General features: G+C 62.9%; 20 protein-coding genes. 15 read left to right on the forward strand and 5 right to left on the reverse strand.

Annotated elements, in window-relative coordinates:
• The 4 genes from BM374_RS26625 to BM374_RS26640 are packed head-to-tail and all read left to right on the forward strand — an operon-like array spanning position 1 to position 2,686.
• A complete protein-coding gene (locus BM374_RS26625; protein WP_092299117.1) occupies positions 1-738 on the forward strand; it encodes an ABC transporter permease in 738 nt (245 codons plus the stop codon).
• Positions 728-1,468 carry an ABC transporter ATP-binding protein gene (locus BM374_RS26630; RefSeq protein ID WP_092299120.1) on the forward strand — a complete coding sequence of 247 codons (741 nt, stop codon included), beginning with the start codon at positions 728-730 and terminating at the stop codon, positions 1,466-1,468. The genes BM374_RS26625 and BM374_RS26630 overlap by 11 nt, the downstream gene beginning before the upstream one ends.
• Before the next feature lie 48 nt (positions 1,469-1,516).
• Complete coding sequence (locus BM374_RS26635) at positions 1,517-2,311, forward strand: pentapeptide repeat-containing protein (protein ID WP_177248550.1); 795 nt, start codon at positions 1,517-1,519, stop codon at positions 2,309-2,311.
• A gap of 27 nt (positions 2,312-2,338) precedes the next feature.
• Positions 2,339-2,686, forward strand: coding sequence for a hypothetical protein (locus BM374_RS26640; RefSeq protein ID WP_092299126.1), 348 nt, complete (start codon positions 2,339-2,341; stop codon positions 2,684-2,686).
• A gap of 4 nt (positions 2,687-2,690) precedes the next feature.
• Here BM374_RS26640 and BM374_RS26645 read toward each other — a convergent pair whose 3' ends face one another.
• Entirely contained in the window at positions 2,691-2,900 is a 210-nt protein-coding gene (locus tag BM374_RS26645; RefSeq protein ID WP_092299129.1) for a hypothetical protein, read from the reverse strand.
• A gap of 208 nt (positions 2,901-3,108) precedes the next feature.
• Here BM374_RS26645 and BM374_RS26650 point away from each other — a divergent pair, with 208 nt between their 5' ends.
• Positions 3,109-4,173, forward strand: a complete 1,065-nt coding sequence (locus BM374_RS26650) for an efflux RND transporter periplasmic adaptor subunit (RefSeq protein ID WP_244552700.1) — start codon at positions 3,109-3,111, stop codon at positions 4,171-4,173.
• Positions 4,163-7,297: an efflux RND transporter permease subunit gene (locus tag BM374_RS26655; RefSeq protein ID WP_092299132.1), complete on the forward strand. Its 3,135-nt coding sequence runs from the start codon at positions 4,163-4,165 to the stop codon at positions 7,295-7,297. The genes BM374_RS26650 and BM374_RS26655 overlap by 11 nt, the downstream gene beginning before the upstream one ends.
• A gap of 155 nt (positions 7,298-7,452) precedes the next feature.
• Here BM374_RS26655 and pqqA read toward each other — a convergent pair whose 3' ends face one another.
• From pqqA to lanM, 3 genes are all read right to left on the reverse strand, one after another.
• Positions 7,453-7,533 carry a pyrroloquinoline quinone precursor peptide PqqA gene (pqqA, locus tag BM374_RS26660; protein WP_012029362.1) on the reverse strand — a complete coding sequence of 27 codons (81 nt, stop codon included), beginning with the start codon at positions 7,531-7,533 and terminating at the stop codon, positions 7,453-7,455.
• 235 nt (positions 7,534-7,768) lie between these two features.
• Positions 7,769-8,095, reverse strand: coding sequence for a hypothetical protein (locus tag BM374_RS26665; RefSeq protein ID WP_092299135.1), 327 nt, complete (start codon positions 8,093-8,095; stop codon positions 7,769-7,771).
• Between the two features lie 113 nt (positions 8,096-8,208).
• Entirely contained in the window at positions 8,209-8,601 is a 393-nt protein-coding gene (gene lanM / locus BM374_RS26670) for a lanmodulin LanM (protein WP_092299138.1), read from the reverse strand.
• Positions 8,602-8,935: 334 nt separating this feature from the next.
• Here lanM and BM374_RS26675 point away from each other — a divergent pair, with 334 nt between their 5' ends.
• The 3 genes from BM374_RS26675 to BM374_RS26685 are packed head-to-tail and all read left to right on the forward strand — an operon-like array spanning position 8,936 to position 11,886.
• Positions 8,936-10,600 carry a methanol/ethanol family PQQ-dependent dehydrogenase gene (locus tag BM374_RS26675; protein WP_092299141.1) on the forward strand — a complete coding sequence of 555 codons (1,665 nt, stop codon included), beginning with the start codon at positions 8,936-8,938 and terminating at the stop codon, positions 10,598-10,600.
• A 12-nt stretch (positions 10,601-10,612) separates the two neighbouring features.
• The gene (locus BM374_RS26680; protein ID WP_092299144.1) at positions 10,613-10,966 is read left to right on the forward strand and encodes a c-type cytochrome; all 354 of its coding nucleotides are present in this window, start codon (positions 10,613-10,615) and stop codon (positions 10,964-10,966) included.
• A complete protein-coding gene (locus BM374_RS26685) occupies positions 10,963-11,886 on the forward strand; it encodes a substrate-binding periplasmic protein (protein WP_092299148.1) in 924 nt (307 codons plus the stop codon). The genes BM374_RS26680 and BM374_RS26685 overlap by 4 nt, the downstream gene beginning before the upstream one ends.
• A gap of 58 nt (positions 11,887-11,944) precedes the next feature.
• Here the strand turns inward: BM374_RS26685 and BM374_RS26690 are convergent, their stop codons facing one another.
• Positions 11,945-12,913: a helix-turn-helix domain-containing protein gene (locus BM374_RS26690; RefSeq protein ID WP_092299151.1), complete on the reverse strand. Its 969-nt coding sequence runs from the start codon at positions 12,911-12,913 to the stop codon at positions 11,945-11,947.
• Between the two features lie 516 nt (positions 12,914-13,429).
• Here BM374_RS26690 and xoxF5 point away from each other — a divergent pair.
• The 6 genes from xoxF5 to BM374_RS26720 all read left to right on the forward strand — a co-directional run bounded on the left by xoxF5 (position 13,430) and on the right by BM374_RS26720 (position 20,983).
• Positions 13,430-15,232 (forward strand): lanthanide-dependent methanol dehydrogenase XoxF5, encoded by a 1,803-nt coding sequence (xoxF5, locus tag BM374_RS26695; RefSeq protein ID WP_092299154.1) that lies wholly within the window; start codon positions 13,430-13,432, stop codon positions 15,230-15,232.
• Between the two features lie 112 nt (positions 15,233-15,344).
• The gene (locus BM374_RS26700; RefSeq protein WP_092299157.1) at positions 15,345-15,833 is read left to right on the forward strand and encodes a c-type cytochrome, methanol metabolism-related; all 489 of its coding nucleotides are present in this window, start codon (positions 15,345-15,347) and stop codon (positions 15,831-15,833) included.
• A gap of 61 nt (positions 15,834-15,894) precedes the next feature.
• Positions 15,895-17,004 (forward strand): S-(hydroxymethyl)glutathione dehydrogenase/class III alcohol dehydrogenase, encoded by a 1,110-nt coding sequence (locus BM374_RS26705; protein WP_092299160.1) that lies wholly within the window; start codon positions 15,895-15,897, stop codon positions 17,002-17,004.
• A 31-nt stretch (positions 17,005-17,035) separates the two neighbouring features.
• Positions 17,036-17,599, forward strand: a complete 564-nt coding sequence (gfa, locus tag BM374_RS26710) for an S-(hydroxymethyl)glutathione synthase (protein ID WP_092299163.1) — start codon at positions 17,036-17,038, stop codon at positions 17,597-17,599.
• A 617-nt stretch (positions 17,600-18,216) separates the two neighbouring features.
• A complete protein-coding gene (locus BM374_RS26715; RefSeq protein WP_092299167.1) occupies positions 18,217-18,669 on the forward strand; it encodes a (2Fe-2S)-binding protein in 453 nt (150 codons plus the stop codon).
• 1 nt (position 18,670) lies between these two features.
• The gene (locus BM374_RS26720) at positions 18,671-20,983 is read left to right on the forward strand and encodes a xanthine dehydrogenase family protein molybdopterin-binding subunit (protein ID WP_092299170.1); all 2,313 of its coding nucleotides are present in this window, start codon (positions 18,671-18,673) and stop codon (positions 20,981-20,983) included.
• The last annotated feature ends 8 nt before the right edge of the window (positions 20,984-20,991 follow it).

The following is a 20,991-nucleotide window of genomic DNA, read 5'->3' on the forward strand; positions in this document are numbered from 1 at the left end:
GTGCTGCGCCTTCTCTCCTTCGCCCTGTTTCTCGCGATCTGGTGGATTGCCGCGCTGTTCGTCGGCGGCGCGAAGCTGCCCTCCCCGCCCGCGGTGCTCAACGTCACCATCGCTGAAGCCGCGAGCGGCGCACTGTTCCTGCATCTCGGCGCAACCCTGGCGCGCGTCGCGCTCGCTTTCGTGCTGGCGATGTCGCTCGGCAGCGCGATCGGTTATTTGATGGGACGGGTGAAGCTTGCCGACCGGCTCGGCGATCCCTGGCTGATCCTGCTCCTCAACCTGCCGGCGCTGGTGGTGATCGTGCTCGCCTATATCTGGGCCGGACTTACCGAAGCCGCCGCCATCGCGGCGATCGCCATCAACAAGTTGCCGACGGCCGTCGTCACCTTGCGCGAGGGCACGCGCGCGCTCGACCGCTCGCTCGACGAGATGGCGAGCGTGTTCGCGATGCCGCGCTGGCGTGCGTTCCGCCATGTCGTGCTGCCGCAGCTTGCGCCCTATATCGCGGCCTCCGCCCGCTCCGGCCTGTCGCTGGTGTGGAAGATCGTGCTGGTTGCCGAGCTGCTGGGACGTCCGAATGGCGTCGGCTTCGAGATTGGCGTCGCCTTCCAGCTGTTCGACACGCCGCGCCTGCTCGCCTATTCCCTGACATTCGCCGCGGTCGTGCTCGTGATCGAGACGGCGCTGGTGCAGCCGTTCGAGGCCCGCGCAACGCGGTGGCGGCCCCGTGCGGCTTGAGGTCGAGATCACAGGGAAGACCTACAGCAGCGCAGCGGGCGGCACGCACGAGGTGCTGGCGCCGGTCAAATTCGCTCTGCAGTCCGGCGAGGTCGGCGTGCTGATCGGCCCCTCCGGCTGCGGCAAGAGCACGATGCTGCGCATCATCCTCGGGCTTGATCGCGACTTCGACGGCCATGTCGCGCGCCCACCGGGGGCGCGGATCGGCATGGTGTTCCAGGAGCCGCGGCTATTGCCGTGGCGCTCGGTCGAGCAGAATGTGCGCTTGGCGGCGCCCGACGTCACCGAAGCGAAGCTGTCGGAGCTGTTCAAAATCCTGGAGCTGGAAGCGCATCGCAGCCATTTTCCCGGTGAGTTGTCGCTGGGCCTCGCCCGCCGCGTCGCGCTCGCCCGCGCTTTTGCGGTCGAGCCGGACCTGCTCGTGCTGGACGAGCCCCTGGCCTCGCTCGACGATGCACTTGCCGGCCGCCTGCGCGACGAGATCGCGACGCTGGTGGCGAGTCGTCCCGTGATGACGCTGCTCGTCACCCACAGCCTGGACGATGCCATCCGTCTCGGCGACCGCCTGTTCTTCCTGTCGCCGCGCCCCGCCCGCATCGTGCAGGAGGTGCCGATTGCCGTTCCGCGCGACGCGCGCGGCGAAGCCGAGATTGCGGCGATCAGGGCCGGGCTTGCGCTGCGTATCCAAGCGGAACAATGCGACGACCGCGCCGGGCGGGATGTCTTATAGGCAATCGAGCGAGGCGCGTGCTAGATTGGATCGCAGCGGAGTCTGCTGATGAAGCGAACGATTGCCCTGATGGGGCTTGGCCTCGCTCTGCTCGCGCCAACAGCGCGCGCGCAGGACATGGTGCGCGATCTCGATCTGACGTCACCCGCCATGGTCTCCGCCGAGATGACTCGGCAGGAGGTCGAGGCCATTCTGACCAATGCAAGCGCCGGCGCGCCCGCCGATTTGACCGGCAAGCGGCTATCGGGGCTCGATCTCAGCGGTCTCGACCTGACCAAGGCAATTCTCCGCACGGCACGGCTCAACAAGACGAAACTCGCTGGCGCCCGTCTTGACGGGGCGATCCTCGATCAAGCGTGGCTGTTGGATGCGGATCTTACAAGGGCGAGCCTGAAGGGAGCCAATCTGTTCGCGTCGCAGATGGCGCGCGCTCGCCTCGACGGCGCCGATCTAACCGGGGCGCGCATCGCGGCCGACCTCAGCGGCGCGAGTCTGGTCGGCGCGTCGATCGCGGATGCGCATCTCGGTGCCGACATGCGCAACCAGTCGATGGGATTGATGCGCGCCGTGCTAAGATCTGCCAATCTGGCGCAGTTGAACGCCCGCAACGCGGACCTGTCCCGGGTCGATCTCGAATTTGCTTCCCTCAAGGGTGCTGACCTGACCGGCGCATCGCTGAAGAACGCTCAGCTCGGTGGCGCCGACCTGACCGGCACGACCATCATCGACGCCGATTTCGATGGCGCCGATCTCACTTCCGCCAAACTGATTGCGCCGATCGGCCTTGACCGAGCCAAGAATTTCGACAAGGCAAAGAACCTTGAGCGCCTGATCAGACGATAGTGGCGCCACTTTGGGGAGAATGGGGTGATGCGTTGGTGTCTCGTTTTGATCGCGGTGCTGGTGTGTGCCGGTGAAGCCGCCGCGCAGACCAAGGGCAAAGGCATCCGGCTCTGGAATCTGACGAGCGAGACGATTTCCGGCTTCCAGCTCGCACCGTCTGGCAAGACGGATTGGGGTCCGAACCAGTGCCTGAACGACAAGGACAAGGAGGTGGATCACGACGAGCGGCTGCGCATCACCGGCGTTGAGCCCGGCCGCTACGACGCCAAGGTCAGCTATCCCAATTCACGGCAATGCATCGTTCGCGACATCGAGATCAAGGCGGATGCAGTGTTCTCGATCGCCGACAAGGACCTGAAGGACTGCACCAAGTAACGCGTCAGGCCTTGTCGTTCGGGCGCGGATACTCGCAGCGCCAGCGCACCGCCTGCCATTTCGGATGCTCACCGACCCACTGCGCGATGTAAGGCGGCGCGGCCATGGAGCATTGCGCCGGCGAACCGCCAAAGTTGAACACCAGATGCTGCTCCTCACAGGTCGCAGGCGAGAGCACCGCACAGACAGTCACCACCAGGTCGATCGGGTTCATGCCGAGAGTCCTTCAGGGATCGCCAGGAAATTACCATAGACAGCTACGCCTCAGGCCGCCGGAAGTTTCAAACAGGCGTGAGCCGGCGGGAATGATCGGGCTGCAGCCAAGGGCACCGACCATCGCAGGCGTGGCGGAGAGGCAATCGGCGCCTTGCCGCCTGCTGATTTCGTCAATAAGCTTGTTCCCGACAACTGCTAACAGGCTGATGGCTCTCAAGGAAACCTTCCGGCGCGGCGTCGCGAACGCAACCTATGTGCTGGTGCTCGTCGCCAGCACCTCTGCCGTCACGGATTGTGTCCCGCGAGCTGCCGCGCAGACGCAGCTCGATAAATCCAATTCGGGTCACATCGAGCCTTCCCGCACCGCAAACAGCGACCAACCTGTGGTCAAGTTGACGCCGAGCCAGCAGGCTCAGGTCGGGCTCGAAACCGCAGCTCTCGAAGCAGCTCCACATCCCGAGCAATTCCGCGCCTATGGCGCCGTGCTCGATATCTCCCGCATCACGGAGCTGGCCAACAGCTACGCCAACGCGCAAGCCCAATTCCAGACAGCGCAGGCCAAGCTCGAAGTCGCGAAGAGCGCATACGACCGGACCAAGAATCTCGTCGACTCCGCCGCCCTCCCAAAGAAGGAAGCCGAGACCGCAGAAGGAACATTGCGGGTCGACAAGGCGGCGCTGGCCGCGGCGGAATCACAGCTCAGGACCTTGGCAGCAACAGCACAGCAGGAATGGGGGCCGGTCATCGGCCGCGGAATCGTCGAGCGTTCGCCGGCCGTTGTCAGACTGATCGAACGTGATCAGTTTCTGGTTCAGGTGACGCTGCCGCCCGGCACCACCGTCACCGGCACTCCGGGAACGGCGCTGGCGCAGGCGCCGACGCGGAATGCGAATATCGATCTGCAGTACATCTCTCCGGCAACGCGCACCGACCCTCGCATTCAGGGATTGAGCTATTTCTTCTCCGTGCCGGGCGATAGCGGCCTGCTGCCCGGCATGAACACCACGGTCTATGTGCCGTCGGGCAACACCTATGAGGGCGTGTTCATCGAAGACACTGCCATCGTGCGGTGGCAAGGTCGGGCGTGGGTCTACTTGCGTGTAAGCCCCGACAGCTTCCGACGGCATCCGATCAGTACGGACCAGCCGGTTTCCGATGACGATTACGTCGTCCGGGACATCCCATCGGGGTCCGAAATCGTCATGCGGGGCGCGCAGGTCCTGTTGTCCGAGGAGGCCAAAAGCGAGCTTCGGGGCGGCGATGACGATTGATGGCGCCGGCTCCGGCAAGTCAGGGCCGCAAGCCGCTCTCGTCGAATTTGCCATCCGCTTCCGCGGCATCGTGCTCGCGCTTTCGTTCGCACTGCTGGGCTACGGCCTGTTCGCGCTTGGTGAAGCCAAGTACGGCGTTTTCCCCGAATTCGCGCCACCGCAGGTCACGATCCAGACCGAAGCTCCGGGCCTCAGCCCCGAGCATGTCGAGATCCTGGTCACGCAACCGATCGAAACGTCGATCAACGGCCTGGCCGGAGTCGAGAGTCTGCGCTCGTCGTCGATTCAGGGCCTCTCGGTCGTGACCGTCATCTTCCAGCCGCGCAGCGATATCTATCGGGCGCGCCAATTGGTGACCGAACGCCTCGCGGTCGTGGCCGCGCGCCTGCCGCAGGGCGTTCAGCCGCCGTCGATGACGCCACTGACGCCGCTGGCCGGCACGGTGCTGGTCATCGGCCTGACGTCCGACCAGCGTTCGCTGATGGATTTGCGCACCATTGCGGACTGGACCGTGGCAAGACGACTTCTGGCTGTGCAGGGCGTGGCACAGGTCTCGACCTACGGCAAAGACGTCAGATCCCTGCAAGTGCAGGTCCGCCCCGACGATCTGATCCGCTTCCGGGTCGGCCTGAATGACGTGCTGGCCGCCGCGCGCAAAGCCACCGGCGTGCGTGGCGCTGGTTTCATCGATACCGCCAATCAGCGCATCACGCTGCAAACCCAGGGACAGTCGCTGACGCCAGACCAGCTGGCCCACACCGTGCTTCTGCACGAAGGCGGCGCAAGCGTGGTTCTCGGCGACGTCGCAACCGTCGTGACCGCTCCCGAGCAGCCGATCGGAGCCGCCCTCATCGACGGTGTGCCCGGCATCATGCTCATGGTGAGCCAGCAATATGGCGCGAATACACGAGATGTCACCACACGCGCGGAAGCCGCACTGCAAGAGCTGCGACCCATCCTCGAAGCCGATGGCGTCAAGCTTCATGCGGACATATTTCGTCCGGCCAACTTCATCGATGCGGCGACCGAGAACGTCCTCAACGCCCTGTTGATCGGCGGAGCCCTCGTGGTCGTCGTTCTCTTCCTGTTTCTATTCGACTGGCGCACTTCGATCATCAGCTGCATCGCGATTCCCCTGTCGTTGATAGCGGCCGTGCTCGCATTGCAATGGATGGGAGAAACTCTCAACACGATGACGCTGGGCGGCCTCGCAATCGCGATCGGCGAAGTCGTCGATGACGCCGTGATCGGCGTCGAAAACGTCGTACGCCGGTTGCGCGAAAATCGCCGGGCAACGGCGCCGAGACCCGAAGCTCGTGTCGTGCTCGACGCTTTCCTCGAGGTGCGCACTGCGGTTGCCTACGCGACGTTTGCGGTGCTGCTGGTGTTCTTTCCGATCCTGACGCTTTCCGGCATTGCCGGTCGCCTGTTCGGCCCGCTAGGCATCGCCTACATCTTCGCCGTGATCGCATCGCTCGCGGTTGCTCTCACGGTGACGCCGGCGCTCTCGATGCTGCTCCTCGTCGGGAGGAGCGGGAGAGAACGCTTGCATGAACCGCCGGCGGTGCGTTGGTCCCGTCGCTACTACCAGGCCTTGCTGCGTCGCATCGGCCGCTTCCCGAAGCTGGTGATGACGGCAGCCGCAGCCGTCACGATCGCCGGCATAGCAATGCTGCCTTTCTTTGGCGGCACCTTCCTCCCCGACCTCAGGGAAGGCCATTTGATTCTGCACGTCTCGGCAATCCCCGGCACCTCGCTCGACGAATCTCTTCGCATCGGCAAACTGATGACGGATGCGCTTCGGCAGATCCCGGGCGTCCGCAGGGTGGCGCAGCATGCAGGTCGGGCCGAGGCCGGGATCGACACGGTCGGTCCGCATTCCAGCGAGTTCGAGGTTGATTTGGCGCCAGGGCTCTCGGGACAGGCCCAATCCGAAGCGGAAGCGCGCATCAGGGACGCCCTCGCCGACTTCCCTGGAGTTTCCTTCTCCAGCAAGACCTACCTCACCGAACGTGTGGAGGAGACCGTCTCCGGCTTCAGCGCGGCCGTGGTCATCAATATATACGGGTCCGATCTCGACTCGCTGGATCGCACTGCACGCGACGTCGCGCGAGAGCTCGACGAAGTCGGCGGCGCCGCCGACGTCCAGCGACGCTCACCGCCCGGAATGCCGCAGGTCAACGTGACACTTCGGCCGGCCGATCTGCAGCGCTGGGGACTCGATGCCGTCGAAGTGCTCGAACTGGTGCGCACCGCCTATCAAGGCGACATCGTCGGCCAGGGGTATGAAGGCAACGCCGTCTTCAACATCATCGTGATCCTCGATGGGCCGGCCCGCGCACGGCTTACCCAGATCGGCGACCTGCCGGTGCGCACGCCGAGCGGCGCCTACATTCTGCTGAAACAGATCGCCGACATCTATGAAACGTCGGGTCGTTATCAGATCCAGCACCAGAATGCGCAGCGCGTTCAAACCGTAACGGCGAATGTCAGCGGACGCGATCTCGAATCCTTCGTGGCCGCCGCCAAACGCAAGCTTGCCCGCGAAGTCAAACTCCCACCCGGCGCTCGCATCGAATTTGCCGGAGCGGCCGAAGCTCAAGCCCGGTCGCGACGCGATCTCATCGTCAATTCCCTGCTGGCCGGGATAGGCATCGTCGTTCTGCTCTCGATGGTCACAGGCCATTGGCGCAATCTGTTGCTGGTGCTGATCAACCTGCCGTTCGCATTGGTCGGTGGTGTGCTCGCACTCGCGTTGACGGGTGGCCTGCTTTCGCTGGGATCGATGGTCGGCTTCGTCACGCTGCTCGGAATCACGCTGCGGAATTCGATCCTCATGATTTCGCATTACGAGCATCTCGTCCTCATCGATGGCCGTGCATGGGGAGCGGAAACTGCGATGGAAGGCGCGGCGGATCGTCTGGTCCCGATCCTGATGACATCTCTCGTGACTGGCTTGGGATTGCTGCCGCTCGCCATCGGCGCAGGAGAGCCCGGCCGTGAAATCGAGGGCCCGATGGCGATCGTCATCCTTGGGGGTCTTATGACCTCGATGGCACTTAGTCTGCTGGTGTTGCCGACCCTTGCGCTTCGTTACGCGCGTTTCAAGGTCCGTGCTGAATGAAGGGAAATTCGCCTTCCGGTCTGGGGAGTTGAGACTTCGAGCCCATTGCTCGATCGCTCTCGACGCCGGATGCCGGAGAGCGAACGCGCCGAACGCCGAATCACCGTCGCGGCCTCGATGGTATCCGCCATCGAGGCCGTGACAGGTCGTCAGTCTTACTTGCGCGCAGCGCAGGCGTACATGTTGATTTCCATGCCGACCGGCACTTCCACGATCTTCGGAGCTTTCCAGGCCATTCGGGTCTCCCAAGTATTTTGAGCCAAGTATTCGAGCGCGACATCGCGCGGGGCAAAACGTAGGGCTGTGCTCCATGCAGTTCAAGCCTGGATTCGAACACCGAGCGACTCTGTGCCGATTCTTCGCGGCCGCATTTCGCTCTCGGACAAAGCCAGTTCCCTCTTGGTCAAACGCGACGACTGAGCAGCGCCTTGCGCGAGGCGGCGCACCTCTCGATACGGCTACGCTTCAGCGTCAGCAGCCCTTGTCGGCCGTCGTCGCATTCGGCTTGGCGCCTTGAGCGCTCTGAGCCGCCGTCGGCTGACTTTGCATCTGACGCTGCGCGTCTTCGGACGACGTCGGTGTTTCGCCGCTCGCGCGATTCATCGTGCTGGTCGGCGGATGCTGGTTATTGCTCGCCATGTCGGATGGCTGGGACTGCGCCGAGCCCACCGTGACAGGACCAGAACCAGCGTCCTTGTCGCTGGCGGTGCTACCCGTGTTGCAGGGGCCCGCCATCGCCATGCCGGCGCTCAGCGTCAAGGCTGTGCACGCAAGAAGAATGGATCGTTTCGTGTTCATCTGATCGTCTCCTCAATCCTTACCGCCGCGGGATCTCAGCCCCGGGCGGGGATGTTGAGAAGAACAGGTCGAATCGGCCGATGTTCCGAAGTCGGGGCAGAATTCCGCCCCGCTTATTGCAACAGCCGCAGCAATGCGCGGCCAGCGCGCGATCTCAGCTCCTTCGCGTCCAGCGTTCCATCCTTGTCGGGATCGGCTGCGTTGAAGCGCTGCTCCACCACGCCGAGGTACTCGTCGAGCGTCAGGGTCCGATCATGATCGGGATCCGCGGCCGCGAGTTCCTTCGCGGTTAAACGTCCACGCAATTCGCGGGCGTCAAGCGTCCCGTCATGGTCGGGATCGAGCTTTGCGAACAGCGCGGCTGCGGCCTTCTTCACCTCGGCGAGGTCGAGTGTGCCGTCATTGTCGGTGTCGAACATCTTGACGGCGCTGCCGGATGCCGACCAAGCCGGCCCCGCCAGCAATGCAATCGTGAGCGCAAGCGCAACTGAGCGACGCGATATCATTTGAGACCTCCCTGACCAAAAGCCCTGATTCATCGGGGCTCGAAAGCTACATAAGTCCACAAGCCTGCCCCGGTTCAAGCCCGAAATTGCAACCTGCAGGCCGCACAACTCACGCCCGCCGATTGCGACGCCACGCCGAGACAACTTCGTGCCGCGGAATTATTTCAGCGTCTGCACACAAGTGAGGAGTCGACCATCAGGTTTCCCTGAGGTGACTGGCATCCGACGTCCAACATATCGGCAGGCCGCTTTCGACTTTCGTATTGACGCGTTTTGTTTTCCGACGGAGTGTTGCGATCGCAGCGTCAAAAGGCGCGCATATTGGGAGGAACGGATGAAACGTTTTGCGATGGCCGCGAGCCTCGTCATATCCGCATGCTCGGTTGCGAGCGCACAGACGACCGATCAGCTGGTCAAGGGCGCAACCGATACGTCGAACGTTCTCAACTACGGGATGGGCTACAATCTCCAGCGCTTCTCGACCCTGAACCAGATCAATAAGGACACCGTCAAGAACCTCGTCCCGGTCTGGAACTACTCCTTCAACGACGATCGCAGCGAGGAATCACAGCCGCTGGTGTACCAGGGCGTGATCTACGTGACCTCTCACAACGCGACCATGGCGGTCGACGCCAAGACCGGCAAGCAGATCTGGAAATCCAAGATCGAATATCCGGCCGAGACGCCGCGTATCGTCTGCTGCGGCATCATCAACCGCGGCGCCGCGCTCTATGAAGGCAAGCTCTTCCGCACCACCCTCGATGCCAACGTGATCGCACTCGACGCCAAGGACGGCAAGGAGCTGTGGCGGCAAAAGGCCGCCGACATCAAGGAAGGCTATTCGATGACGGTGGCGCCGCTGGTCGCCGACGGCGTACTCATCACCGGCATCTCCGGCGCCGAGTTCGGCACCCGCGGCTTCATCGACGGCTGGGACCCGGCAACTGGTAAGCATCTCTGGCGCACGCATTCGATCCCCTCGCCGGACGAGCCCGGGGGCGACACCTGGAAAGGCGACACCTGGAAGCTCGGCGGCGGCTCGACGTGGATCACGGGGTCCTACGATCCCGAGCTGAACACGGTCTATTGGGGCATCGGCAATCCGGGTCCGTTCAACTCGGCGGTGCGCCCCGGTGACAATCTCTACACCTGCTCGGTGCTGGCGATGGATCCCAAGACCGGCAAGATCAAGTGGCACTACCAATTCTCGCCGAACAATCCGTTCGACTATGATGCAGTGGCCGAAATGGTCCTCGCCGACATGAATGTCGAGGGCAAGCCGACCAAGGTGTTGATGGACGCCAATCGCAACGGCTTCTTCTACGTGCTCGACCGCACCAACGGAAAGCTGCTCGCGGCCAATCCCTACGTGAAGGTCAATTGGGCGACCAGCATCGACATGAAGACGGGCCGTCCGATCGAGACCGACGTCAGCAACGACGCGCGCGAGGGCAAGAAGGTCGTCGTCTATCCATCGGTCCTCGGCGGCAAGAACTGGGAGCCGATGTCGTTCAATCCCCAGACCGGATTGGCCTACGCCAACACGCTCGCCTTCGGCGGCAGGTACAAGACCGAGCCGGCCACCTTCAAGCAGGGCGAATGGTATCTCGGCATGGACCTCACCGATCCCTGGGAGTGGGGTGACGGGCCGCGCGGTCATCTCAAGGCCATCGATCCGATGACCGGCAAGGCGAAGTGGGAGGCACCGAGCGACATCCCGCGCTTCTCCGGCGTACTCTCGACCGCGGGCGGTGTCGTATTCTCGGGCGCGTTGACCGGCGAGTTCGAGGCCTTTGATGCCGACAGCGGCAAGAAGCTGTGGCAATTCCAGACCGGCTCCGGCATCGAGGGACAGCCGGTGACCTGGCAGCAGGACGGCGTACAGTATGTCGCGGTCACCTCCGGCTATGGCGGCGTCTACTCGCTGTTCTCCGGCGACGAGCGGCTGGCCAAGGTGCCGCCCGGTGGCTCCCTGTGGGTCTTTGCGGTCAAGCAGTAACGGCAAGAGACGTTGAGGGACATATCACACAACACGGTGGCGATCCTCGCCACCGTCGCGGTGCTGACGGTCGCGCTTGCGGCGACCGTTCGTGCTGCGGATGATTCGAACGGCAATCCGGTGCAGGCGCAGATCGACCACGGCAAGTCGACCTATGCCGAAAGATGCTCGCACTGCCACGGCCCCAACATGATGAATTCCGGCACCATCACACCGGACCTGCGCACCTTTCCCGACGACAAGACGCGCTTCATCACCACCGTGAAGAACGGCAAGAACAACAGGATGCCCCCTTGGGGCGACATCTTGAGCGACGACGAGATCGGAAATCTCTGGGCCTTCATCTCGAGCCGGAGGAAGCCATGAGGCGCCGACTGCCAGCGCTCGGTCTCGTTGCAATGCTGGCTGCTCCGGCGGCGGCGTGGGCGGCAGATCCCCTCAGCATCTGCCTCGACGAGGATCGGCCGCCGCTCTCGGCGCATCACCGCGGCAAGCCGGATTCGGGCTTCGACGTGCTGCTGGCGCAGGCGATCGCCGACCGCATGGGACGGCCGCTCAAAATCCAGTGGTTCGAGAGCAAGCTGGATGAGGATTCGAGCCCGCAGCTCGAGGCCAATGCATTGCTCTCAGACGGGCGCTGCGCGCTGATCGGCGGCTACGCGCTGACGACGGACTCGCTCGTCAAGCCCGGCATGAAGACCGCGCGCCTGCCGGATTTCAACGGCGCCACGCGCGAGGACCGGCGCCGCCGCGTTGCGCTCGGCGAGCTCGTGCCGACCAGGCCTTACATCTATGCGCCGATGACGGTCGTGCTCGGGCCGAAAGCGCGCGACCGCAAGATCGGCAACATCGGCGATCTCGCCGGGCTTCGCCTCGCAATCGAGAGCGGCTCATTGGGTGACGCGATCCTGATGAGCTTCGATAAGGGACGGCTGATCGACAACGTCACCCATCTGGTCCCCGGCCGCGACGACCTCTTGGGTGCACTCGATCGCGGCGACTACGACGCCACCTTGATCGATCTCGCCCGTTTCGACGCCTATCGTGCCGCGCATCCAGATACGGCAATCGCGGCCTCCGGCTATTATTATCCAATTGGCGCCAATCGCGGCTACGTCGGACTCGCCAGCGAGGCCGCTTTGATCGACGCCGTCAGCAAGGCGCTGACGGATCTTGCCGCGGAGGGCAAGATCGCCGAATTCAGCAAGCAAGCGGGCCTGACCTATCTGCCGCCGCACGAGCCCGCGATCCTTGGCGACGTATGGACCAAGATCATTCAGCGGTGAGCCTTGGTTGCGAGGGTCGCTCTGCCAGCTCCGAGACAAGCCCGCGGTCGGCACGCGCCTAGTTTTCGTCCGCCGCCACGGCGCTCTGCTGCGCCTTGTGGATGGAGGACGGCACCACGCCGAAATATTTCCGGAATACGCGGCTGAAATGCGATGAGCTCGAGAAGCCCCAGGAGAATGCCACATCGGTGATTGTCTTGCCGGCGTGGGCCTCGAGCTCCTGGCGGCAGTTCTGAAGGCGCGCCTGCCAGATGTAGTCGCTCACCGTCGTGCCGCGCTCGGAGAACAACATGTGCAGATAGCGCTTGGAGCAGCCAAGTTCCGCCGAGATCTGGTCGATGCACAAATCGGGATCGCGCAGATGCTCTCGGATGAAGAATTGGGCACGAACGTACATCGCCTCGGGCCCGACCCGATCGAACATCGTGTCGGCCTCGCGCAGCGGCAGCAACAACAAGTCGATCAGTGAATCGGCAACGCCGACCGCACTGTTGGCCGACAGCTTCGCTGCCTCGTCGAACGTGGCATGGACGAAGTCATGAGCGATGCGTCCCGTCCCCGTCTTCGCCGTCAACTTGCATGCGGGCATACGCTGTGACGGGAAGCCGCGATCGCGCAGCAGCGCCTTCGGTACGATCACCACATCGTGGCGCGTGAAAGCGGGACTGACAATCAAATGCGGGCAGGAGACGTCGTAGGCAAGGATGTCACCGGGGTTCAGCTCGATGTGGCGGCCTTCCTGTTCGAAATAGGACACGCCGTAGGTCTGGAAGTGGATCTTGATGTACGGGTGTTCGTTGGCCTTGGCACGCGCCAGCGTATGCGCGATGCGGTGCTGGCTCACCTCGATCTGGCAAAGCTTCAGACGCGAGACCGAGGTGTAGTCGATGCGCCCTTCAAGCGAGGATGCCTCCAGCGGATCGACATCGAAGTGACCACACAGACTCGTGAGCCCGTCGATCCAGCTCTGGATCTGGCGCTTCGGCGTCAGTCCGGTCGTCGAGAGCGTATGAATTGTGTCGGACATTAATCCAGCCACTGGTGGTGTCCCCGGATTCGACGCGAATCGCGACCTGCGCTTGCTGGAGCCCTCAGTCGTGACTGCGTGGCGTTTACCTCAAATTTGGGCGGTCTTTGAGAACGAGCGCCATCACTCCGTTGCCACCCTTGAAAGTTAATCCTCCGCCTTAGTTGCACCGCCGTCAAGGGGAACCTGAGCGTCGAACGCCGCGGCGCGCAGCGTCGAAGCCGCTGAATTCGCTACTGCAAAATCAAAAACTTCGCGTCCGTGCGCTATCGAGCAAATCAGCTTCTCTCTTGGGCAAGTTTCCCATTGACGAAGTCGTTAGGAATTGCGGCAGGCACAAAAAAATCGGGCAGCTCCTGCACGCGAACCCGTACCTCTCATCAGGAGGAGGAAACAGCACAGCATCGTTTCTGGTCCCAACCGCGACCGCCCCTGCACGAGCAGACGCCGGACGAAAAGCCCGGTGATTAAGCAATGTTACGGAAACAATAAACGAGACCAACGGAGGAAATGACTATGCGCAAGGTGCTACTGGCGACTTTCCTTGGCTCCGCGGCGGCGCTGGCCGTCGGGACCGCGTCCGCCAATGACGAGCTGAACAAGATGTCGCAGAACCCGAAAGACTGGGTGATGCCGACCGGTGACTACTCCAATCATCGCTATTCCAAGCTGAACCAGATCAACGCACAAAATGTCGGCAAGCTCCAGGTCGCCTGGACCTTCTCGACCGGCGTGCTGCGTGGCCATGAGGGTGGCCCGCTGATTATCGGCAACACGATGTACGTCCACACGCCGTTCCCGAACAAGGTCTACGCCATTGACCTTTCCAACGAGAACAAGATCATCTGGAAGTACGAACCGAAGCAGGACCCGAACGTCATCCCGGTGATGTGCTGCGATACGGTTAACCGCGGCCTCGCCTATGGCGACGGCAAGATCTTCCTGCATCAGGCCGACACGACTCTCGTCGCGCTCGACGCCAAGACCGGCGAGGTTGCGTGGACCGCCAAGAACGGCGATCCCAGCAAGGGCGAGACCGGCACCTCGGCGCCGATGGTCATCAAGGACAAGGTGCTGATCGGCATCTCCGGCGGCGAATTCGGTGTCCAGGCTCACATGAGCGCTTACGACATCAAGACCGGCAAGCTGGCCTGGCGCGGCTATTCGGAAGGCCCGGACGACCAGATCTTGGTCGACGACAAGACCACCGCGCTCGGCAAGCCGATCGGAAAGGATTCGAGCCTCAAGACCTGGCAAGGCGATCAGTGGAAGATCGGCGGCGGTGCCACCTGGGGCTGGATCTCCTACGATCCCGAGTTGAACCTGATCTACTATGGATCGGGCAATCCCTCGACCTGGAATCCGAAGCAGCGTCCCGGCGACAACAAATGGTCGATGACGATCTGGGCACGTAACCCGGACACCGGCGTCGCCAAATGGGTCTATCAGATGACGCCCCATGACGAATGGGACTATGACGGCGTCAACGAGATGATCCTCTCCGACCAGTCGATCAACGGCCAAGCCCGCAAGCTGCTGACGCATTTCGATCGCAACGGCCTCGGCTATACGCTCGATCGCACCACCGGCGAACTGCTGGTCGCCGAAAAGTACGATCCGAAGGTGAACTGGACCTCCGGCGTCGACATGGACAAGAACTCCGCCACCTATGGCCGCCCGAAGGTGCTCGACGCAGCTTCGACCGACAAGGCCGGCGAAGATCACAACGTGAAGGGCATCTGCCCGGCCGCGCTCGGCACCAAGGACGAGCAGCCGGCAGCCTACTCGCCGGACACGCAATTGTTCTACGTTCCGACCAACCATGTCTGCATGGACTACGAACCGTTCAAGGTGAGCTACACCGCGGGCCAGCCCTATGTGGGTGCGACGCTCTCGATGTATCCGCCGCAGGGCGATACCAACATGGGTAACTTCATCGCCTGGGATGGCAAGACGGGCAAGATCGTCTGGTCGAACAAGGAGCAGTTCTCGGTGTGGTCGGGTGCACTGGCAACCGCCGGCGGGGTGGTGTTCTACGGCACGCTCGAAGGCTACCTGAAGGCAGTCGATGCCAAGACCGGCAAGGAGCTCTACAAGTTCAAGACTCCTTCCGGCATCATCGGCAACGTCACCACCTACGAGAACAACGGCAAGCAGTATGTTGCCGTGCTCTCCGGCGTGGGCGGCTGGGCCGGCATCGGTTTGGCAGCAGGTCTGACTGATCCGACCGCTGGTCTCGGCGCGGTCGGCGGCTACGCGGCCCTCAGCAACTACACGGCGCTCGGCGGTACGCTGACCGTGTTCTCGCTGCCCAACTAGCCTCTGTGCAGTCTCGCTCCGGCGCGTGGATCAACTCCACGCGCCGGCTCGTCTCCACCCGATGCCTTCGAGGAACACCTCTTTGCGTAAACTCTGCTCTGTCATTGCTGCGATGATCTTCGTTGCGTCCGGAGGAATTGCTGTCGCGGACGGCTCGGGCGACCCGACTGCCGTCAAGCAGAACGAAACTGGCGAATGGCTCGATAAGGAGGGTAATCCGACCTACAAGATCACCGACGGATCGGTGGACTGGTACACCTATTCCGGATACCGCCGTTATCACTCGGATTGCCACGTCTGCCATGGACCCGATGGAATGGGCTCGACCTATGCGCCGGCGTTGAAGGACTCGCTCAAGACCATGAGTTATGCCGATTTCCTCGGCGTCGTCGCCTCCGGCCGCAAGAACGTCTCGACCGCGCAGGAGAACGTGATGCCGGCATTCGGCGATAATCCGAACGTCGCCTGCTACATGGACGATCTCTACGTCTACCTGCGCGCCCGCTCCAACGAGGCCTGGGGCCGTGCACGTCCAAGCAAGCATGAGGACAAGAACGACGCCTACACCAAGAACGAAGACTCGTGCATGGGCCAGAAGTGAACGTTTGCAGCCCCGCCGAGACTTAAATCTTGGCATCCTGCGAGAATTTGAGGAGTTACCGATGAAGACACGTGCCGCCGTCGCTTTCGAAGCCAAGAAGCCGCTCGAAATCGTCGAGGTCGATCTGGAGGGGCCGAAGGCCGGTGAAGTCCTGGTCGAAATCAAGGCAACAGGCATCTGCCACACCGACGCCTACACGCTCGACGGTTTCGATAGCGAAGGAATCTTCCCGTCGATCCTCGGCCATGAGGGCGCCGGGATCATCCGCGAGATCGGGGCAGGCGTGACGTCTGTGAAACCGGGCGATCACGTCATTCCCCTCTACACGCCGGAGTGCCGGCAGTGCAAAAGCTGCCTGAGCCAGAAGACCAACCTCTGCACCGCGATCAGGGCGACGCAGGGCAAGGGCGTGATGCCTGACGGCACCAGCCGCTTCTCCTACAAGGGCAAGCCGATCTACCACTACATGGGCTGCTCGACCTTCTCCAACTTCACGGTACTGCCGGAGATCGCGGTGGCGAAGATCCGCGAGGACGCGCCGTTCGACAAGAGCTGCTATATCGGCTGCGGCGTCACCACCGGCGTCGGTGCCGTCGTCAACACCGCGAAGGTCACGCCCGGCTCCAATGTCGTCGTGTTCGGCCTCGGCGGTATCGGACTGAATGTGATCCAGGGTGCCAAGATGGCCGGCGCCGACAAGATCATCGGCGTCGACATCAACGATTCCAAGGAGGACTGGGGCCGGCGGTTCGGCATGACCGATTTCGTCAACCCCAAGAAGATCACCGGGGACATCGTTCCGCATCTCGTCGGCCTGACCGACGGTGGCGCCGACTACACCTTCGACTGCACCGGCAACACCACGGTGATGCGCCAGGCGCTGGAAGCCTGCCATCGCGGCTGGGGCACCTCGATCATCATCGGCGTCGCCGAAGCCGGCAAGGAGATCGCCACCCGTCCGTTCCAGCTCGTCACCGGCCGTAACTGGCGCGGCACTGCCTTCGGCGGCGCCCGTGGCCGCACCGACGTGCCGAAGATCGTCGACTGGTACATGAACGGAAAGATCCAGATCGACCCGATGATCACCCACACGCTCAAGCTCGAAGACATCAACAAGGGCTTCGACCTGATGCATGAGGGCAAATCTATACGTTCAGTCGTCGTGTTCTAGCTCAAGCGTCACACCCAAGGAGGATCGACCCATGACTGTTGCACTCCATCCCTCGATCGACAACGGCGTCAAACAGGGCAGCGGGCATTTTGCCGGCGGCACCCTCGTCTGCAAATGCAAGGACCATCAGGTCAAGGTCGGCATCAAAGGCGACGTGGCGCACAACCACGCCTGCGGCTGCACCAAGTGCTGGAAGCCGCAGGGCGCAACGTTCTCCGTCGTTGCCGTGGTCCCGCGCCAGAACGTCACCGTGCTCGAGAACGGCGACAAGCTCCAGATCGTCGATCCTTCCGCGGTGATCCAGCGGCACGCCTGCAAGGCCTGTGGCACCCACATGTACGGCCGCATCGAGAACAAGAACCACCCGTTCTACGGTCTCGACTTCATCCATCCGGAGCTATTCCAGGAACAGGGCTCGCAGGCGCCGCAATTCGCCGCCTTCGTCTCCTCGGTGATCGAATCTGGCGTGAAGCCGGAACAGATGGCCGGCATCCGGTCGCGACTGAAGGAGCTCGGCCTTGAGCCCTATGACTGCCTGTCGCCAGCGCTGATGGATGCGATCGCGACCCACGTGGCGAAAGCCAAGGCCGCCTGAGCAAGCAGCTGCCATCGCCTGTCCGCTCGCCAGAGATCCGCGAGCGGACGGATGCAGTTGTCGAACGACTGCGGCGAGTTCGCTGCCTGTGCACTTTTGCGTATGCGAGCGCGTTCCGCTCCCTCAGTCCTGGTCTCTGAATGACTGCGCAGTGCCGCCCTCTTCCTGCTTGAAGTCAGCGTGCCCTGCGATTCTCCCTCCCTCGACTGAGGACTACTGCTTCGTCCGCGCAGTCCCTCTGGCGGACGAAGCTTTTTTCATCGCGCCTTCGATTTCCTGATCGCCCAGCGCGCGATGAATTGCCGCGCCCTGCTTTTGACAAATCCTGGATGCAATCTGTTCACGTCGAGAACACCCGGCTGTGAACGCCGGTCCGACGCGATCTCTGCTACGGTCGCGTCGTCACGATGCCGCGCGAATTCAATCAATCAAGAAGAAAACGGGAGGTATCGAGAACATCCAGACATTGCGATTCGCATTTCAGCTTCCTGCCGGGACCTGCCCGCGCAGGACGAGAGGCCGAAATGCGGTCACATGAGGCAACGGACAACGGACATTGCGCCGATCCAGTTCGGCAATGTTGAAATCAGCAAGCTTATGAAGAGCGAGGGACGACCATGATCAAGGTGAAGATCAACGGCCAGGAACAGAGCTGGGACGGCGACCCGGATCTTCCGCTACTCTGGTTCCTGCGTGACGAGGCCGGGCTGACCGGCACCAAGTTCGGCTGCGGCAAGGCGCTGTGCGGGGCATGCACCGTCATCATCGACAAGGAGGCGGTGCGGTCCTGCATCACCTCGATCAACGACGTCGCCGGACGAGAGGTCACCACGATCGAGGGACTGCATCCGGAGGGCGATGATCCCGTCCAAAAGGCCTGGCGCCAGGTCAATGTGCCCCAATGCGGCTTCTGTCAGGCCGGCCAGATCATGCAGGCCGCAGCGCTCCTGATGGACAATCCCAAGCCATCGCATGACCAGATCCGAGAGGCGATGGCCGGCAACATCTGCCGCTGCGGCTGTTACCAGCGCATCGAGAATGCGGTCCATCTCGCATCGACGGGAGTGTGACATGAATTTCATCGACAATCCCCGGAAGCTTCGCGGCTTCGAAAAGCATCTGAAGGTCGAGAAAGTCTCGCGCCGCAGTATCCTCAAGGGGCTCGGCATCACCGGTGGCTTCGTGCTCGCCGCCCCCGTGATGTCGCGCCAGGCCTTTGCTTACGAGACTGGCGCCGGCAAGATGCCGCATGGTGTCGTGGTCGATCCGCGCGTGTTCGTCGCGGTCGCGCCCGAGGGCACCGTCACCATCGTTGCCCATCGCTCCGAGATGGGCACCGGCGTGCGCACCAGCCTGCCGCTGATCGTGGCAGAGGAGATGGAGGCGGACTGGTCCAAGGTTAGGGTGCAGCAAGCTCACGGCGACGAGGTCAAGTTCGGCAACCAGGACACCGACGGCTCGCGCAGCACGCGGCATTATCTGCTTCCGATGCGTCAGATCGGCGCCGCGGCTCGAACCATGCTGGAGCAGGCCGCGGCCAAGCGCTGGGGCGTGCCTGCGACCGAAGTGAAGGCAGTCAATCACGAGGTGGTCCACAGCGCCAGCGGACGCAAGCTCGGCTTCGGCGAACTCGCGGCCGATGCCGCCAAGGAATCGGTGCCTGCGATCGAAGGCCTCAAGCTGAAGGACCCCAAGGACTTCCGCTATCTCGGCAAGGGGCAGATCAGCATCGTCGATCTCCACGACATCACCACCGGCAAGGCGCAATACGGCGGCGACGTGCGACTGCCCGGCATGAAACATGCCGTGATCGCGCGCCCGCCGGTGACTGGCGGCAAGCTGACTTCGTTCGATCCGGACGCGGCGCTGAAAGTACCGGGCGTCGAGAAGGTGATGCAGGTGCGTGGCTGGCCGTGGCCGTCGAAATTCCAGCCGCTTGGCGGCGTCGCGGTGATCGCACGCAACACCGGTGCCGCGATCAAGGGCCGCGACGCGCTCAAGCTGGTCTGGGACGACGGCGCCAACGGCAAATACGACTCGGTCGCCTATCGCAAGGATCTCGAGGAGGCCTCGCGCAAGCCGGGTCTCGTCGTGCGCAAGGAGGGCGATGCGGACGCCGCCTTGAAGAGTGCCGACAAGGTTATCGTCGGCGAGTACTACATTCCTCATCTTGCCCATGTCAGCATGGAGCCGCCGGTCGCGGTCGCCGACGTCAAGGGCGACAAGGCGGAGATCTGGGCGCCAGTGCAGAGTCCCGGCGGGACGCGCGAGGACGTCGCCAAAACGCTCGGCATTCCCGAGGGCAACGTCACCGTGAACGTGACGCTGCTCGGCGGCGGTTTTGGCCGCAAGTCGAAGTGCGACTATGCGCTCGAAGCCGCTCTGCTCTCGAAGGAGCTTGGCGCGCCCGTCAAGGTGCAATGGACGCGCGAGGACGATATCCATAACGGCTTCCTGCACACGGTCTCGGCCGAGCGCATCGAGGCGGGGCTGGACAAGGACGGCAAGGTGATCGCCTGGCGCCACCGCAGCGTGGCGCCCAGCATCGCCTCGACTTTTGCCGCCGGCACGGTCCATCAGGCGCCTTTCGAACTCGGCATGGGCCTCGTCGACATGCCCTTCGAAATCGCCAACATCAGTTGCGAGAATCCGGAAGCTGCCGCGCACACCCGCATCGGCTGGTTCCGTTCAGTCTCGAACATCCCGCGCGCTTTCGCGGTGCAGTCGATGGTCGGCGAGATCGCGAATGCGACCGGACGCGACCAGAAGGAGACGCTACTCGCACTGATCGGCACACCCCGCATCGTCAAGCCGGCCGTGAAGGACATGTGGAACTATGGCGAGCCCTATGACAGCTACCCGATCGACACTGCGCGGTTGCGCAAGGTGGTCGAGCTGGTCGCCGAGAAGGGCGAATGGGGCCGTCAGGTCCCGAAGGGCCATGGCCTCGGAATCGCCGTGCACCGCAGCTTCGTCAGCTACATCGCGACAATCGTCGAGGTGGCCGTCGACGAGAAGGGCAAGCTGACGGTGCCACGGGTCGACACCGCGATCGACTGCGGCACCTATGTAAACCCCGAACGCATCGCATCGCAGATCGAAGGCGCCGCCATTATGGGGCTCAGCCTCGCCAAATACGGCCAGGTTACCTTCAAGGACGGCAAGGTGGAGCAAAATAATTTCGACGACTTCCAGGTCGTCAGAATCGACGAGGCTCCGCTTGTGACCAACGTCCACATCATGCCACCGGGAGCCGATACACCGCCTAGTGGCGTTGGCGAGCCCGGTGTACCGCCGTTCGCACCGGCGCTGATGAACGCGATCTTCGCGGCGACCGGCAAACGCATCCGGAGCTTGCCGATCGGCAAGCAATTGGAGGCTTGACGGAACGG

It is taken from the genome of Bradyrhizobium sp. Ghvi, from assembly GCF_900115265.1.
In the GTDB taxonomy this organism is placed as follows: domain Bacteria; phylum Pseudomonadota; class Alphaproteobacteria; order Rhizobiales; family Xanthobacteraceae; genus Bradyrhizobium.